General features: G+C 35.1%; 19 protein-coding genes and 1 pseudogene. 15 read left to right on the forward strand and 5 right to left on the reverse strand.

The annotated features are described in order from the left end of the window. Positions 1–66: 66 nt before the first annotated feature. The gene (locus tag G592_RS0112085) at positions 67–633 is read right to left on the reverse strand and encodes a hypothetical protein (RefSeq protein ID WP_028248039.1); all 567 of its coding nucleotides are present in this window, start codon (positions 631–633) and stop codon (positions 67–69) included. A gap of 234 nt (positions 634–867) precedes the next feature. Next, positions 868–1,260, reverse strand: a complete 393-nt coding sequence (locus G592_RS0112095) for a hypothetical protein (RefSeq protein WP_028248040.1) — start codon at positions 1,258–1,260, stop codon at positions 868–870. 284 nt (positions 1,261–1,544) lie between these two features. Here G592_RS0112095 and G592_RS0112100 point away from each other — a divergent pair, with 284 nt between their 5' ends. From G592_RS0112100 to G592_RS0112135, 8 genes are all read left to right on the forward strand, one after another. Beyond that, positions 1,545–1,811, forward strand: coding sequence for a zinc ribbon domain-containing protein (locus tag G592_RS0112100; RefSeq protein ID WP_028248041.1), 267 nt, complete (start codon positions 1,545–1,547; stop codon positions 1,809–1,811). A 252-nt stretch (positions 1,812–2,063) separates the two neighbouring features. Beyond that, the gene (locus G592_RS0112105; protein ID WP_028248042.1) at positions 2,064–2,306 is read left to right on the forward strand and encodes a hypothetical protein; all 243 of its coding nucleotides are present in this window, start codon (positions 2,064–2,066) and stop codon (positions 2,304–2,306) included. A 6-nt stretch (positions 2,307–2,312) separates the two neighbouring features. Next, positions 2,313–2,528 (forward strand): hypothetical protein, encoded by a 216-nt coding sequence (locus tag G592_RS0112110; protein WP_028248043.1) that lies wholly within the window; start codon positions 2,313–2,315, stop codon positions 2,526–2,528. A 16-nt stretch (positions 2,529–2,544) separates the two neighbouring features. Next, entirely contained in the window at positions 2,545–2,799 is a 255-nt protein-coding gene (locus G592_RS0112115; protein ID WP_028248044.1) for a hypothetical protein, read from the forward strand. Positions 2,800–2,991: 192 nt separating this feature from the next. Next, the gene (locus G592_RS0112120) at positions 2,992–3,261 is read left to right on the forward strand and encodes a hypothetical protein (RefSeq protein ID WP_028248045.1); all 270 of its coding nucleotides are present in this window, start codon (positions 2,992–2,994) and stop codon (positions 3,259–3,261) included. Then, a complete protein-coding gene (locus tag G592_RS0112125) occupies positions 3,261–3,638 on the forward strand; it encodes a hypothetical protein (protein WP_028248046.1) in 378 nt (125 codons plus the stop codon). The genes G592_RS0112120 and G592_RS0112125 overlap by 1 nt, the downstream gene beginning before the upstream one ends. Beyond that, positions 3,616–5,064, forward strand: coding sequence for a helix-turn-helix domain-containing protein (locus tag G592_RS0112130; RefSeq protein WP_028248047.1), 1,449 nt, complete (start codon positions 3,616–3,618; stop codon positions 5,062–5,064). Before G592_RS0112125 ends, G592_RS0112130 begins: the two co-directional genes overlap by 23 nt. A gap of 5 nt (positions 5,065–5,069) precedes the next feature. Continuing rightward, complete coding sequence (locus G592_RS0112135) at positions 5,070–6,332, forward strand: sigma factor-like helix-turn-helix DNA-binding protein (RefSeq protein ID WP_028248048.1); 1,263 nt, start codon at positions 5,070–5,072, stop codon at positions 6,330–6,332. Between the two features lie 98 nt (positions 6,333–6,430). Here the strand turns inward: G592_RS0112135 and G592_RS0112140 are convergent, their stop codons facing one another. Continuing rightward, entirely contained in the window at positions 6,431–7,969 is a 1,539-nt protein-coding gene (locus G592_RS0112140) for a methyl-accepting chemotaxis protein (protein WP_028248049.1), read from the reverse strand. A 313-nt stretch (positions 7,970–8,282) separates the two neighbouring features. On the opposite strand from G592_RS0112140, the gene G592_RS0112145 reads away from it, so the two are divergent. Beyond that, positions 8,283–9,026 (forward strand): alpha/beta fold hydrolase, encoded by a 744-nt coding sequence (locus G592_RS0112145; RefSeq protein WP_028248050.1) that lies wholly within the window; start codon positions 8,283–8,285, stop codon positions 9,024–9,026. Here G592_RS0112145 and G592_RS0112150 read toward each other — a convergent pair. Further along, positions 9,023–9,601: a GDSL-type esterase/lipase family protein gene (locus G592_RS0112150; RefSeq protein WP_028248051.1), complete on the reverse strand. Its 579-nt coding sequence runs from the start codon at positions 9,599–9,601 to the stop codon at positions 9,023–9,025. The two genes, G592_RS0112145 and G592_RS0112150, sit on opposite strands and share 4 nt — an antisense overlap. After that, positions 9,598–10,287 carry an alpha/beta hydrolase gene (locus tag G592_RS0112155; RefSeq protein ID WP_036952864.1) on the reverse strand — a complete coding sequence of 230 codons (690 nt, stop codon included), beginning with the start codon at positions 10,285–10,287 and terminating at the stop codon, positions 9,598–9,600. The genes G592_RS0112150 and G592_RS0112155 overlap by 4 nt, the downstream gene beginning before the upstream one ends. A gap of 297 nt (positions 10,288–10,584) precedes the next feature. On the opposite strand from G592_RS0112155, the gene G592_RS0112160 reads away from it, so the two are divergent. The 6 genes and pseudogenes from G592_RS0112160 to G592_RS0112180 all read left to right on the forward strand — a co-directional run bounded on the left by G592_RS0112160 (position 10,585) and on the right by G592_RS0112180 (position 15,712). Continuing rightward, on the forward strand, positions 10,585–11,727 hold the full coding sequence (locus G592_RS0112160; protein ID WP_028248053.1) for a CdaR family transcriptional regulator: 1,143 nt from the start codon (positions 10,585–10,587) through the stop codon (positions 11,725–11,727). 123 nt (positions 11,728–11,850) lie between these two features. After that, positions 11,851–13,242 carry a GntP family permease gene (locus G592_RS0112165; protein WP_028248054.1) on the forward strand — a complete coding sequence of 464 codons (1,392 nt, stop codon included), beginning with the start codon at positions 11,851–11,853 and terminating at the stop codon, positions 13,240–13,242. A gap of 21 nt (positions 13,243–13,263) precedes the next feature. Then, complete coding sequence (locus tag G592_RS0112170; RefSeq protein WP_028248055.1) at positions 13,264–14,499, forward strand: glycerate kinase type-2 family protein; 1,236 nt, start codon at positions 13,264–13,266, stop codon at positions 14,497–14,499. Positions 14,500–14,526: 27 nt separating this feature from the next. Continuing rightward, positions 14,527–14,628: pseudogene (locus G592_RS18170) on the forward strand (hydroxylamine reductase); the annotation flags it as partial. 65 nt (positions 14,629–14,693) lie between these two features. After that, positions 14,694–15,380, forward strand: a complete 687-nt coding sequence (pyrE, locus tag G592_RS0112175; RefSeq protein ID WP_028248056.1) for an orotate phosphoribosyltransferase — start codon at positions 14,694–14,696, stop codon at positions 15,378–15,380. Next, positions 15,380–15,712 (forward strand): hypothetical protein, encoded by a 333-nt coding sequence (locus G592_RS0112180; protein WP_028248057.1) that lies wholly within the window; start codon positions 15,380–15,382, stop codon positions 15,710–15,712. The genes pyrE and G592_RS0112180 overlap by 1 nt, the downstream gene beginning before the upstream one ends. Positions 15,713–15,720: the final 8 nt, after the last annotated feature.

Genomic DNA, 15,720 nt, shown 5'->3' on the forward strand with positions numbered 1-15,720 from the left:
TTTACGTAAAGGAAAATAGAAAGTAAGGACTAGGCATTTTACCTAGTCCTTACTTAGTGCTTTTATTTATGAACGAATATTTACAGTTTTTGCAACACCGTTTTCGATTTCTACTTCAAAGAATAGCCCGGAATCTAGTAGACCCTTGAATATTTCTTCAAATTCTTCACGGGTCTTTTCTTCAGGACCTGCTTCACCACCATGTAACAGGTATTTTGTGTTTTCATCAACTTTAAATGTGTTTACATCACCTGGAACCATTCCGATTGGGTCCTGGAACATATCGTTCTTGAAGTTTAAAGTACCTTCCAGAGTGAAAGTGTCTCCATCTAAATGTGCATCATAAATTATCGCACGTATAACGCCATACTCATCAGGCTCACCGCTGAGCTCCTTATTTGATGCTTCTAGATACCCACACCATACTGTTGTATTTGTTGCTTCTTCATCTTCGTCGTCTTCTTCCACTTCCGCTGAACTCTCTGTTGCTTCTTCGGAAACAGTATCCTTAACTGACTGCTCCACAGATTCTACAACTTCAGATGTTTCTGTTGCAGAATCCTCTTTTCCACAGGCGATTATAGCTAATCCTATGCAGAAAATCATTGATAATACCATAATTCTTTTTTTCATTTTCTAACCCAGCTTGGTTTTTGTCTACTTCCGATTGTCAATTTATAAGGATTTAAACCTCGAATCTCATTTTCAGACCAATCCCATTCCAGCATAAGATCGACTAAGTCACTTACATGTTCTTTGTATCTTTGCAATGTATATACCTCTTTAATAGAACTGTTAATTTCAATTTAATAAATATATGATTTCTACAGTCAGATATAGTAGTTATATCGTTAATAAGTGTTAAAATTAAGCTTGTTCTAAAAATGTATGTTTAAAAATATTTAGTTTTACACCATCATCAAAAGTATCCATAGGTGCCCAGTTTTCATACATTTGCCATTCTGTTAAAAGAATTCCTTCTCGGTTCTCAATTAGATAATAACCCAGCTCTAGTTTACATTCATTTGAATGTATTAATTCATTCCAACTTTCAAAATTTGCAAGAATAGCAATAATATGCTGCGCTTTCATCAAACTGAAATTATTTTCATCAATATCACAGGATGCAATTATCCATTCAATGTCTAACCAATATTTTGGATTATAACTGTAACCTATATCATCCTCATTTTTGTACTGTGTTTGGAAATCTTTGTAGAATTTCTTTGCTTGTGACTTGAAATAATCAATGTAATTCACGCGATTTGTTCCTCCTTTGATAAATCATTTTAAGATAGCATCCGTAGACAATCTCAATGAAACTAATCAAAGTTGGATTGTAGAAAAATAATAAGAGGCTGACTTGGTCTTTACACGGATGAGCTGGCGTGCCAATACACCTAGTTCATATTAGCAAATCTAAAATAATATAGTCAAGGTCTGAAAATATATAGAAAAAATTACTTCGAATCTTTGTTACGTGTGGTTTTCTCATTATTAACACATATTTTTGATATTAATAATATGTAAAGGAGGGCTTCTAAATGAGTTTTATATGTAAAAAATGTGGCCATGAAATATCCGAGAATGACGCCTACTGCAAATTCTGTGGTGCTCCTATTAATAATACTGAAGAAGATAATAAATCAGTTTCTTCCATAGTTGCATTAATGTTTACCATAGCGGTCATAGTGTTTGTTATTTTCTTTATCTTTGACTATATTGAAAAAGAAGATATCAATAACAATATAACTATCCAGGAAAATAGTCTTCTTGACTCTGATAGCGAAAATGAAGAAACTTTGCCATAGGGACCGTTTACATATAGTATTAGTGGAATAACTTTTGAAATTCCAGATAATTATTATTATGAGGATGGTTCATTTTCATCCGATTATTCTAGGCTTGGCTTTGAAAGTGAAAAAGTTGAAGATTTTTGGAATGTATATTTATATATTGACAATGCAGCATTTAATGACATTGCAGATCAACAAATAGGAGAGGTCTTATCTAATCCATATAGGGAACTTTCCCAGAGTACATATGTTGCAGGGAATAAAACATTGCTTTATGTATATACTGGAGAAATAAACGAAGAACCTGTTACAGTAATGTTTGCCATTATCCTTTCTTCTGATAGCGAAAGTGTTATCTATGTATATTTTGAAACGCCTAATGATTCGAATGAAGAAATTGATGATTTAGAAGATATACTTGATAATGCCGAGGCAACTGGAGCTGCTGACTCAACAAGTGATCCTAGAAGTATCTTTTATTTAGATGAAGAACAAACGGTAGATGAGTAGACTGTAATGATTGTTGTAAATAACATTTATGAGCATGATATAGACCTTTTTATCGCTCAGCTATTCCATATGGATAGAGATTTTAAAAATCTATTTATAGCTGAGGATGCAAATGTTATTTCTGTTGAATTATCTAAAACCGATTCTAAATTAGGAGAAAGTGACATTACTGTCATACTAGAAAACTCTTCTCATAAGATAGGCTTGTTATATAGAAGATAAGATAGATGCTATAGCTATGCCCAAACAACCAGAACGGTACGTTGAGAGAGGAAAACTTGGTATTAATAATGTCGATTATGATGAGTTTTTAACAATTATTATATGTCCAGAAAAATATTATAACGGAAATGTAGCTGCAAAAAAGTATGGGAAAGTTGTTCTATATGAAACTATTGTTGAATATCTAAAGAATAACAATTCTGGGCAATATGATTTTTTATACAGGCATTCGAGCAAGCTCTGTATAAAGCCAAAAATCCTTCTAATGTGACAATCAATGATACTGCTAATGCCTTTTTTAGAGAGTATCGTTCATATTTAAAAGAAAACTACGCTGGATTAGGAGAAATAGGCAAAAGCCTATTTCTTTTTTTTATGTTCTAAATTTTTGTACAGGCATTTGGAAGTAATAAAGCTTGGTTGGGGGTAGTATCTAAGTATTAACTGAAAGGAGAAAATATCAATGGAGAAAATAAGATTAATAAGTATAGAAGATTTTAAAGAGATGCTATTCTGCGGAGATGCAGAACAAGTATCGTGTTGGAGGGGCGGAAGAGTCGGATATACAAAGGCGCTTTTACAATGTTTTAAATATAAAAATGAATATTATGTAAGATTGATAGATTGCTCAGGTGATATAGCCAGAGTTTTTTCTAATAAGTATTCAGCAAATTATTATTTCAGAGTAATTACAAATGGTGGGCATTATGAGAAAATAAAGGAGGTAGCATAATGGTTACATTACATAGTATTGAAAGAACAGCAGAAAGAACTGGATTGAATAGAAAAGCCTCTATTCGTATGATGGAAAATGCTTATAACAGAGGAATCGATGCGAATCAGTTTAGTACTGTAGAAAAGGAATACTTAGAAAGAAAAGCCTATGATGGAACAATAATAAAATATTATGCAGGATATTGCTTTATTTTTAGCTGTGAAGGTCTGTGTATCACAATGTATAAGGCTCCTACTTGGTTTGGCAAAAGACATTTTGATGGTAAAAATAGAATTCGTAACCTGAAGAAATACAATAAAAAATATTATTTTGACCAGTACAATGAAAGTACTGATTGGGAGGGAATGCTGTATGGAAGCAAAACAAAAATTTGAAACCATTATTCAAAAAATAGAAAATTTAATACGCGAAGAAAAATATTTACAGGACAAAGAAATTAGTAAGATAGCTTTTGAGGTAGTTAATGAAGTCCTAGATGAAAGAAGTCGAAATAACATTTTTAAATTTTTAATGGACAAAACTGTAATTCAATATATATCAGAACGACGTATGATGATTAGTTATAAAAAACTATTATCTAACGGGGATATTCATAAGACTTATCAGGAAGCTATAGACATATCAGGGACAGGTACAGCTCAGGCTTTTTCTACTAAGTTTAAAAAAATATTTGGTATATCACCGAAAGAAGCGTTTGAGATAAATGATGGATTGAAGTATAAAGCTAGACCATCATGGGATAGCCTTACTGAAAATGGAGTAGAAATGAAAATGGAAAATAGAGAAATAATAGTTACTGCTATTGATAATTCAAAAGATATTCAAAATTACGTACGTGATTTAAAGGAGTTATATAGCTTCAATGATGAAGAAGCTCACTTGGCACAAAATTTATGGCTTGATGGTAAATCTTCATTGAAAGAATGTTTTCAATTTGTGGCTGATTATGTATATGACAAAACTGATTTGGAAAGAGATTATAGATTAAAAACAGATTTGGAAAATAATAAAGTCCAATATTTATATTTTAAAAAGGAATTAAATTTTGATCAGATATTTAGAATATTGTTACTGCAATACCTGGGATTTATAAAAAGACCTATAGAAGAATACGATGAAGATTATCTAAATATTTGTTCTGAATACGAAGTGTATATTGTCGATAAACTAGAAACACTGGAGAAAAAGATTAAATATTATAAAAAAATGCGGGATGAAACATACACAAAGTACGATGCACAATTATATGGATTTTATGTATCAAATATTGGTTCTGCGGAGAAGGCTTTTAGGACAATCAAACCTGGAATCGTCAATGAAAGAAAGTTAGAAAAATATAAAGAACGTTTTGGGGCTGAAAAAAAGGTCAAAGAACGCCAAGATTTGGTTGGTTCAGAATATATAGAGTATGAATTCGAAGATAGAGTTGAAGAATGTACATCATATGACGAGGAAGAGTTTGATGATGACGGCTGGGTAGTCAACGAGCTAGAGCGTGATGTATATGATGATAATGAAATATATGCGTATGATGAAGCATATGAGGAAGAACAAAATCGATATGAAGAATTTGAAAGGGCATGTGAAGCTGATTCTTGTTTATCTCAGGAAGAGATTGATAAGCAGAAGACTGCAAGACGTCCATTCAGGATATTCTCTGATTTAGATGTCGAAGGTTATTGGAAAAATAGATGTAATACTAGAGGCGATTTAAAAGATCAGGATATAAATATAGCTGATATTGATGGTTTAGATCCAAAAGATATGATGAATGGAATAGATGATTTGTTTGAGGAGTAAGGAATATGGAGTCCGTTAAGAATATAACAGAATTGATAAAGGCAATAACTTTAGGGGTAGACCCTACAACGGGAGAACGAGTAGATATTGAAATACTAAAGAAGGATAAAGATTTTCAGGATTCGTTAAGGGAATTGCTGAAAAAAGTTAACCTGTCACCAGGAAAAAGTATGTATACTGAAATGGAAGAAGCTTATCCTAATCATGTTATTATACAGCTTGAGAGATATATGTATTGTGCTCATAATAGGTCAGCGTTCGTTTTAAATCAATTATTAGAGTATAGGCTGATAATAGATCGACTTGGACGTCCTACAACTGGAGGTCCAGATTATGACAAAATATCTAATGTTTTAAAAGCAGCTGGTGTGAGTTTTTTATGCGTAAGTAAGGGAGAGTTAGTTGAGGTCTTTAACGGCGAGAATCCATTTGATAAATACAGGGTAGATGTATCCGACTATGAAGCACTAATTGAATCAATAGTAACTGAAACTGGTCTTGAAAATAATGATGAAATTACAGATAAAAATACTGTGATGGAAAGCGATGAAAAAAAACATTTGTCAGAGGAAATAGAGAACAATAGAAAAAAGCAATATCCATATAATTTATTGGAAAAGATACTACCAGATCAAGAGATGTATCCTGAAGATATTGAGCAAAGAATTATGGCCATTATTGAAATAAAGAAAGATGGAAGATATGGAAGAGATTATGAATGTATTTTGAAATACTATAGAGACGGTATGACTTTAGCCGAAATAGGATATGAGTATACTTTGACAGGAGAGCGAGTACGGCAACTAATAGCACGAGGATTAAGAAGACTGAAATCAAAAGATAATATAAGATATTTGAATGGAAAAGCTGATACGCTGATAGTTCCAGCCGGAAAGATAAGCGCTAATATTTTGAGTTCAACTAGTGTAAATGTAGAAGCTATCCCATTTTATAATTCTAAAATTTCCGAAGATGCATTTTCTATTTCAAAAACTCTGATGGATTTGTTTAATCAAGGGATATCAGAAAAAAGACTTCAATATATAGATGTAATTCAATGGTTCTATTCAGTTGGAGACATAAATGTATATGAAGAAAATGGAAAAAATATTTATGTACCAACAGCACAAGGCGATTTACATGGAATAAAAAGAGGGATTGGTAAAACAGTATCTGGAAAAGAATTTTTCGGTATTTTGTTGGAACCAACTGGTCAAAAATATATTAGTGATAACCTTCACGAAATCATAAAATTTATTGATGAATAACTTAATTAAAGCCTCGAAGTCAACAAAGGCTTCGAGGCTTATTAAAATCTGTATTTTAGGACTTTTTATATGCTGCTAAAGGATAAAGCTCACAAGATTTAGCTATTTAATAATTTAGAAATTTCATCCACCATATCGTTAATAGTTTTGGCTTGATTAGCAACTTCTTCTGTATTTTTAGCATTGCTTTCAGCCATAGCTCTTATAGAAACGAATTGTTGATTTTCATCTCTAATACTTTCGGCAATATCCTGATTGATATCTACAGTTTGTTTTATGATATCAGATTGACGCTTGATGGCTTTGTTCATTTCTGAAACCGCAGCAACAGAATCATTAAGCATTACACTCATGTCTGCTACATCGCCAAAGACCTTCTTGAATTGTTCATTTTGTTCTTCAAGCTTTGAGGCGTTTTTCTCAACCTGGCTTGTAATTTCCCTTACATTCATTTGAACTCTATCAATTACTTCGCCAACATCATTTAATGAATTTGATGTACTTTCTGCAAGTTTACCAACTTCTGTTGCCACAACTGCAAAACCCTTTCCAGCTTCACCTGCACGTGCTGCCTCGATTGACGCATTCAAAGCAAGTAAACTGATTGAAGAAGATATTCCCTGAATAAGTTCCAATGTAGTTCCGATTTCTTCAACTGCATTTGACAGACGTTCTGCAATATCTGTTGTGGTGGCCATTGAATCTGAAACATCAGAGTTAATTCCTTGTAAATCATTAAGAGCTTTTTCATTTTCGTTTGATTTAACAAGTAAATTATCTGAGGTATTTTCAACCTTCTCAACATTTTCGATTACAATACTTTCTACATCACTTAGTTCTGAAAGATTTGCCATACTGTCATCAGCTTTGGTACCAAGCATATTACTATTCTCTACTAAATCATCACTTGTGGCTGATAATTCTTCAGCTGAAGCACTTTCATTTGAGGCGATATCAAGTAGTGTAGTACCTGCTGAAACCATCTTTTCAGAAATAGACTTTACAGCATTCATTACACCAACAACCTTCTTGTTGTTTTCTTCAAGTTCATCTTTTTTAGCATTTACAAGGAAATAAGAAACAAAGAAAACAAACAATGTTATGCCGGCCAAAGATATAGTTAATCCAACAATACACATTATTATATCAGTCACATATAATTCGTCTTTTGCAGGAAGAAGTTGTGAGCCTCGAACTATCCATCCACTAATAAGGGAAATAATACAAATTCCACCGGTTAACAATACCTGTTTTATATCAAGGAAAAATCCGATTAGTGTAAGAAAGAATGCTAAGAATCCCCAGAAATTTCTAGTTGGACACATATAAACAATATAAGTCCATTGAATAATAAGTACGCCGGAACAAAAAATTTTGCCTAGCTGTAATTTTCCATCTATTAGATAGCCCTCTTCATTAAATGATGTTTTTAGTATAAGCATTCCACAAATTAAAAAACAAACATCCATAAGGGCGAAACAGATTACAGCAATCCATTGCATATCTTTGTAAAAGCCTAACAATTTCTCAGTAATGAACATACATGTTGCAAACATACATGCTCCTGTCAACGCTATAATGCCCCATTTAAATACCGCTGAAAGATATACTTCGAATGCTGATTTCTTACTACTCATGTACAAAACCTCCTTACATCATCATTTAAAGTAATTTTATCAGCAGATTATGATAAAAGTGTTAAACATTATCCTAAAACTTGTAGGATAATTAAAAAGAAGACCTCTTGTTGACTAAATAAGAAGCCTTCATTTTTGATCAAAGTATTCCAATTTGTTGATTGCAACTAACGTTAGCATAGACTAACACAATGTGATATTATTAGTTAAGAGATAGATAAATAGTATAATGTGCATTTACTTCATGTAATATGCATTATTACAGTTTCTGCTTTTTTAGCATGGATATGTTTACTATTTAGGTAGGAAAGCTATGACAATACATGAATTTGGTAAAGAAAATGACAAGATAATGGTGTTGCTTCATCCTGCAGTTGTGATGTGGGATTTCTTTGAGTATGTTATACCAGCGCTTGAAAAAAAGTATCATCTGATTATTCCTGCAATTCCAGGTTATGATCCGGATGTAAAAAGTGATTTTACAAGTGTAGAAGATATAGCAGAAGAGTTAGAAATATGGCTCACTGCGAAGGGGATAACGCAGGTTGATTGTATTTATGGTTGCTCTATGGGAGGAGCCTTTATTACAAAACTATTATCAAATGGAGTGATTAATTTTAATCGAGCTGTGATTGATGGAGGAATTACGCCGTACCAGTTGCCATGGATAGTGACTAGATTTATTCTTCTCAGAGACTTTTTGATGATATCCATAGGAAAAATAGGTGGAGTGAAGCTTTTGGAAAAAGCATTTGCAACTGATAATCTTTCTGAGGAAGATATACAGTACGAAGCAAAGGTTTTAGAAATGATAAGCTACAAGACTATCTGGAGAACCTTTGATTCTACAGATAATTATTCTATGCCAAAGATAGTAACTACAGATTGTCCGAAAATAGAGTACTGGTATGGTGATGGTGAAGAGAAGCAAAGAAAGTGGGATATAGATTATATCAAAAAGGTATTTCCAAATACCGTATTTAAGAAGTTTGATAATGCAGGTCATGCAAGTTTGGCTCCATTTCAGCCAGAAAGATTTGTTGAATCTATTATTTAAATTGTTGTAGATAAAACTTCCAATAGAGATTCGGCAAACTTTTTATGCCCATCAATTGAAAAATGAACGCCGTCGTAACCCATCTCTATATTCCATTTTCCAGCATCGATAGCATTTATGTTATGTTCCTTTGCTAGTTTCATATAGCCTTCATTCATTTTTTTGCTACAGTCATGATATAGTTCCATTTCAGAATCTGACGCACTGATATATGGTGGTGCTATAAGGATAAAATTAGCAAGGCAGTTTTGATTAACATAATCAAGAATGTCATCCAATCTCTGTAGTGTGGCTTCTACATCTGGATGATTTGTAAGTAGAATATCATTGGTACCAAGCATCATTACAAAGACATCATCTTTGGTTAGACTTTGAATGGTTGTTGTGAAATAGCCGTAGCCTAACTCTGGCAACATTCGTCCATTCATTCCTTCCTCGATGACATCATAGTTATCTTTTAGGGCTTCCTTTACATGTGTAGTCCAACGTATTTCTGCTGGATATCTACCACCCAAGAAGCCTCTTGGATCATATCCGTATGTATTTGAATCTCCAAATAGAATTAGTTTTTTCATTGATTTACCTCATTTGACACCCAGGTGAAGCCTTTTGCTGTACGGATATCAGCCTCTTTAAAGTGATTGCCTTCATTCCACTCTAGGGTAGAATCTAATTCTTTTGATTGATAGTAATCACTGAGCTCTCTAATACATTTACCTACAGTAGACATAATAGGGTTTCTAGCTTTCTCTTCCTTATCACCTAAACTTAGATAGATATGTTTGACGCAAATATCTTCGCTCTTAGCATACTCAAGAAAATTAGGGAACCATACTGAAGGAGAAGCTGCAGCTATTGCTGTGAAAGCATTTGTTTGGTAGGCACTCCAAAGAGCAAATAATCCTGCAAGAGAATAGCCCCCTAAAATGAGAGGGGTATTTTGTGGCATACCATATTTTGTCTTTACTGCAGGAATGAGCTCATTTATCACAAAGGCAAGTGTTCCTTTAGCCCCGTCACCAAAACCTTCTTTTCCAAACACGGGTGGTGCAGGCCAAGGAGATAAGTCTTTATTCCAGTCATTGACGCTAAAGGCAACAAGAATAAAAGGTTTATCTGTATGCTCTGTGATATATTTTGTTTCAGAGTCTAGCATCTCGTAATCATGGGAGTCTACTGGCTGAACAAGTACAACCTCTGGGGCTTCATCCATAAATGCTATGCAGTTCGTTGTTTGTATTTGAAAATTCTCTTTAACCATTTCAAAACTCCATATGAATTATATTTGATAGATTGACAAGATTGACACTTTCATGCGCTTTCTTGCAATAATCCCAGTAAAATCAAGGCCTCCGAGGTGTCCTATTCTAAGCTCATTGATTTAGAGTACCAGCCTTGTGCTTGTTGTAATAATGATAGCAGATATTTAAAGCTTTGGTTAAAGTTCTTTGAGGGTATGCCCTGTATCCATTTCCCCTCTTGTCTTCATCAAGGTAGTGGCTTTTATAGAAGTGAAGATTTACAATAATTAATAGGATGAAGGAAAGGGAGAAGGGGCATGATTAGTAAGCTTTTAGCGGAAAAGTTTATTGAACAAGTAACAGAATACACTTCATATAATGTAAACATTATGGATGAAGATGGTGTGATAATAGCAAGCAGAAACAGTGAGCGTGTGGGGCAGTATCACGAGATTGCTTACAGAATTGTCCATGGGGAAGAGGACATAGTTGATACTACAACCATCGAACAATTTCCCAATGTTCTTCCAGGCATAAACATGGTAATAGAGATGGATGGAAGGCGCGAGGGAGTAGTTGGTGTTACTGGAGAGCCAGAGGAAATCAGACCTGTTGCAATGATTGTAAAGATGGCAATTCAGTCTATGCTTCGATATGAAAAACAACAAGAAAAGGCCAGACTACGTGAAAATCGAAAAGAGCGTTTTATCCATATGTTAACTGAGGTTGAGTATGCGGACTCGGAAGAAATCCGAGAGTTGGCTGAGGAACTTGGATATCCTGAAGAAAGAATTAGAATTCCTATCTTAGCTATTATGGATGGGGTTAATGCATCTGACTTTTTAGTGCATCTTAAAAAGAGTCCTTATCATACTTTAAAAGATGTTTCTTTGGCACTTGATGAAAAGAGAGTCATCATATTTAAGACCATGCCTGACACAGTTAGCGAACTGTTCTCTGATTACAAATACATAGTTGGAGAGTATTTAAGTCCAGTTCTTAGATGGATGAAAGAAAACGATACTCAGGCAAAGTTCTATATTGGCAGTTTTCAAGATTCTTATGCACGATATTACTATGCATACAGACATTGCAGATGGTTACAGGAATATATAAAAACAGATGGAAGTTCTGTTTTCTTCTATGATCATGTAGGAGAGTATTTGCATTTCATTACTCCAATGAGAGATATGGCTAACATGTTTTATATCTTTGAAAGTAAATTTCCAGAGGGAAAGATTGATGATTTCATAGAGACAGTTGGAGCTTTAATTAGAAACAACTTTAACTTTAATAAAGCAGCCCAGGAATTATTCATACATAAAAACACATTGGTTTATCGATACAATAAGTATAAGGAATTAATGGATATCGACCCAGTGGCAAAAGCTTCTGATAGAAGCTTTTTAGAGAGTTTCTACACCTATTTGTATAGGAAGAGGAACAAATACAATATATAATGTGTTGTGTTCTCAACACAAAAAATTAATACTCTTTTTGTAACGATAGTACATTAAATTCTATATTGCCCTCCCGTATCATAAAAGTATCTTATAAACGCTTTAAGAAGGGAGGGCGGTTCCATGACTGGATTTCCGTTAATTATCATCTTTATTTTGGCAATTGTTTTAATGATTGTCATGATTTCAAGGTTCAAGATTCACCCATTTATTTCAATTATGTGCATCTCTTTGGTATTAGGTCTGTTAGCGGGCATTCCTATTGTTGATGTCACTTTAGAGGACGGAACAACAAAGGCTGGTATAGCTACTGTAATTGGTCAGGGCTTCTCTGGCACATTCACATCTATTGGTATTGTAATTATCCTTGGTGCTTTAATTGGTAGCATCTTGGAGAAAACAGGTGCAGCTTTAAAACTTGCTGATATAGTAATTAAGATTGTAGGCAAGAATCATCCTGTACTTGCTATGGAGCTTATGGGTTGGGTTGTTTCCATCCCAGTATTCTGTGATTCAGGTTTTGTAATCTTAAACCCTATCCGTAAAGCATTAGTAAAGAGAACAGCTTCATCTTCTGTTGCAATGACAGTTGGTCTTGCAGCTGGTCTATTTACATCTCACGTATTTATACCTCCTACACCAGGTCCAATTGCTGCAGCAAATACACTTGGAATTGGTGATAATTTACTTCTTGTAATTGGACTTGGTTTAGTATGTTCAATTTGCCCACTTATTGCAGCATATTGCTATGCTACATTCATTGGCAAGAAGGTTAAGGCTGATGATGAATTCGATACAAATGCTGTTAGCAAAACATACGAAGAATTAGTTGCTGAGTATGGTAAGCTTCCAAATGGATTCTCTGCTCTTGCACCTATTATTGTGCCAATCATTCTGATGGCTTTATCTTCAATTGTTACAATGGCTAAGGTAACAGGAGCTGGTGCTAGCATCTGCAAGTTCTTAGGAACTCCTATTATCGCTCTTGCAGTTGGTACAATCTTTGCTGTTATTCAGCTTTGCGGAGCTAAAAAGATTGATGAGTTCTATGACATTGTAAACGATACTCTAAAGACAGTTGGTCCTATTCTTTTCATTACAGCTGCAGGTGGTGTACTTGGTAAAGTTATTGCTTCTTCTGATATGGTTAACTACATTTCAGAGCATGCTACAGTACTTTCAGCAATGGGCATCTTCTTCCCATTCTTACTTTCAGCTATTTTAAAGAGTGCTCAGGGATCTTCTACAGTAGCACTTACAACAACAGCTGGTATCGTAGCTCCACTTCTTCCAGTGCTTGGATTTACTACACCAGCACAGATAACACTTGTATGTATGGCAATCGGAGCAGGTGCTATGACAGTATCACATGCAAACGATTCTTATTACTGGGTTGTTACTAACTTTGGTGAGATGACTCCAGAAAGAGGTTACAAGACCTGGACAGTAGCATCACTTGTTATGGGTATTGCAGCTATAATTGAAATAGCTATTCTTAGCCTATTCATACATTAATAATGTAATCGAGGAAGTTTTATGAATCAGAAATTAAGGAATGATATTGATTATATTGTTGAAAACACAATAAAAGAAGTTCTGCCTGATGAGGCGGTTACTAGAGCTCTTAACAATTTCGCTTATGGAAAAGGTAAAGTGATTCTAGTAGCCGCTGGAAAGGCGGCTTGGCAAATGGCCGCAGCAGCAAAAAAAGTTCTTAAAAGATTAGATGGCGGCATTGTAATAACAAAATATGATCATGTTAAAAGCAATATTGAGGGGATACAATGCTTTGAAGCAGGACATCCAGTACCTGATCAAAATAGCTTTGATGCGACAAAAAAAGCTATTGAATTAGTAGAAGGCTTATCAGAAGATGACACAGTTATCTTTTTGCTTTCCGGTGGAGGAAGTGCCCTGTTTGAATTGCCATTAATTTCTGGTGAAGAACTACAAGATATTACAAAGCAGTTACTTGCTAGTGGCGCAGATATAGTAGAGATAAACACTATTCGAAAGCGTCTTAGTAAAGTAAAAGGCGGTAGATTTGCTTTAGCCTGCGCTCCAGCCAAAGTATTTAGCATTGTGCTTAGTGATATAGTTGGAGATCCACTTGATATGATAGCTAGTGGTCCAGCATATCCTGATTTTTCTACATGTGATGAAGCAAAAGAAATAGTTCGTAAATACAATATTAAGCTTTCTAAGGATGCTGAAGAACTATTAGATAAAGAAACTCCTAAAGAATTAAATAATGTAGAAACTCATATAACTGGATCTGTACGAGAACTTTGTAGAGCTGCTGCTAGCAACAGTGGAAAGTTAGGTTACAAGCCTATTATTCTGACAGATGAGCTTTGCTGCGAGGCGAGAGAAGCAGGAAGTTTTCTTGCTAGCATCGCAAAGACAAAAGCAAAGGACAATGAAAAGCTGGCCATTATTGCTGGTGGAGAGACAGTAGTTCATCTTACTGGTACTGGTAAAGGTGGAAGAAATCAGGAACTTGCACTCAGTGCTGCTATAGGAATAGCTGGAAATAGAGGCATTGCAGTAGCATCAGTTGGCAGTGATGGAACGGATGGCCCAACAGATGCCGCTGGAGGCTATGTTGATAATGAGACTTATCAAGAATTACAAGCTAAAGGAATCAACATACATGATGTTTTAAAAGATAATGATGCATACAATGCATTAAAAGCAGTAGATGGTCTGATAATAACTGGTGCAACAGGAACGAACGTAAATGATGTTGCTATAGCACTGATTGATATCTAATGAATAAAAAAAAACTTCTGTGATATACTAAGCTTAGGTGATATCAATGGAATACCAAGAGTTTTGGACGCAGGACAGTGTAATGACTCATATTCACTTGGAAAAATGATGAACTCATTGAAAAGCGTCACTTCTTATGTTACAATCGTGAAGGTTTTGAAAATCAATCTGGTTGTAACGAAGGAGAATCGTTTATGGAAAGCTACAAGTCAGAATTTATAGAGTTTATGGTGGAGGCAGACGTCCTTAAGTTTGGTGATTTTACACTGAAGTCAGGGCGAAAGTCTCCTTTTTTTATGAATGCAGGTGCCTATGTAACAGGTAGCCAGCTCATGCGCCTTGGAGAGTATTATGCAAAGGCAATTCACGATGCATACGGAGATGATTTTGATGTCCTCTTCGGACCAGCTTACAAGGGCATTCCTCTCGCTGTAATCACAGCTGAGGCATTTCACAGATTGTATGGTAAGGAGATTAAATACTGCAGCAATCGTAAAGAAGAAAAGGATCACGGCGCTGATAAGGGCGGCATCCTTGGATATAAGATTAAGGATGGCGACAGAGTTGTCATGATCGAGGACGTTACCACATCAGGAAAGAGCATGGAGGAGACAGTACCTATCGTACGTGCTCAGGGTGATGTTACTATCGTTGGTCTTATGGTTTCACTTAACCGTCAGGAGTTTGGTCTTTCTGGAGACAGAAGCAAGACAGCCCTTGATGAGGTCGCAGATACATATGGTTTCAAGACAGCAGCCATCGTTTCTATGGATGAGGTTGTTGAGCATCTTTGGAACAGACAGTGCCAGGGACGCGTTGTTATCGATGACGAGATGAAGTCACGCATTGATGCATATTATAAGGAATACGGAGTTCAGTAATGGGAAGAATTCGTCCACACAGACGTAATTCCTACGGCAATCAGCTTAAGGCTCTCCCAATGGAGGCTATGTACGCTGCAGGAGTTTCGCTTTTTTCATTAATTATATATGTGGCTATCATGGGTGTGTCTGTTTACATGGCAGGCGAGACACCTAAGTTCGTTGGTGGTATCGGGATGCTTGGATTTTTCTTGGCCCTTGCAGCCCTTCTATATAACTGCGGCCAGATGAAGACTAAGACTGAGTTGAAATACAGAGTAATCTGCGTTGTCATCAGTACCCTTTGTATGGGCGTATGGGTAGTCACATTTATTTTAGGAATGATTAACTAAGGAGAAGT

The organism is Pseudobutyrivibrio ruminis CF1b (assembly GCF_000424005.1).
GTDB classification, from domain to species: domain Bacteria; phylum Bacillota; class Clostridia; order Lachnospirales; family Lachnospiraceae; genus Pseudobutyrivibrio; species Pseudobutyrivibrio ruminis_C.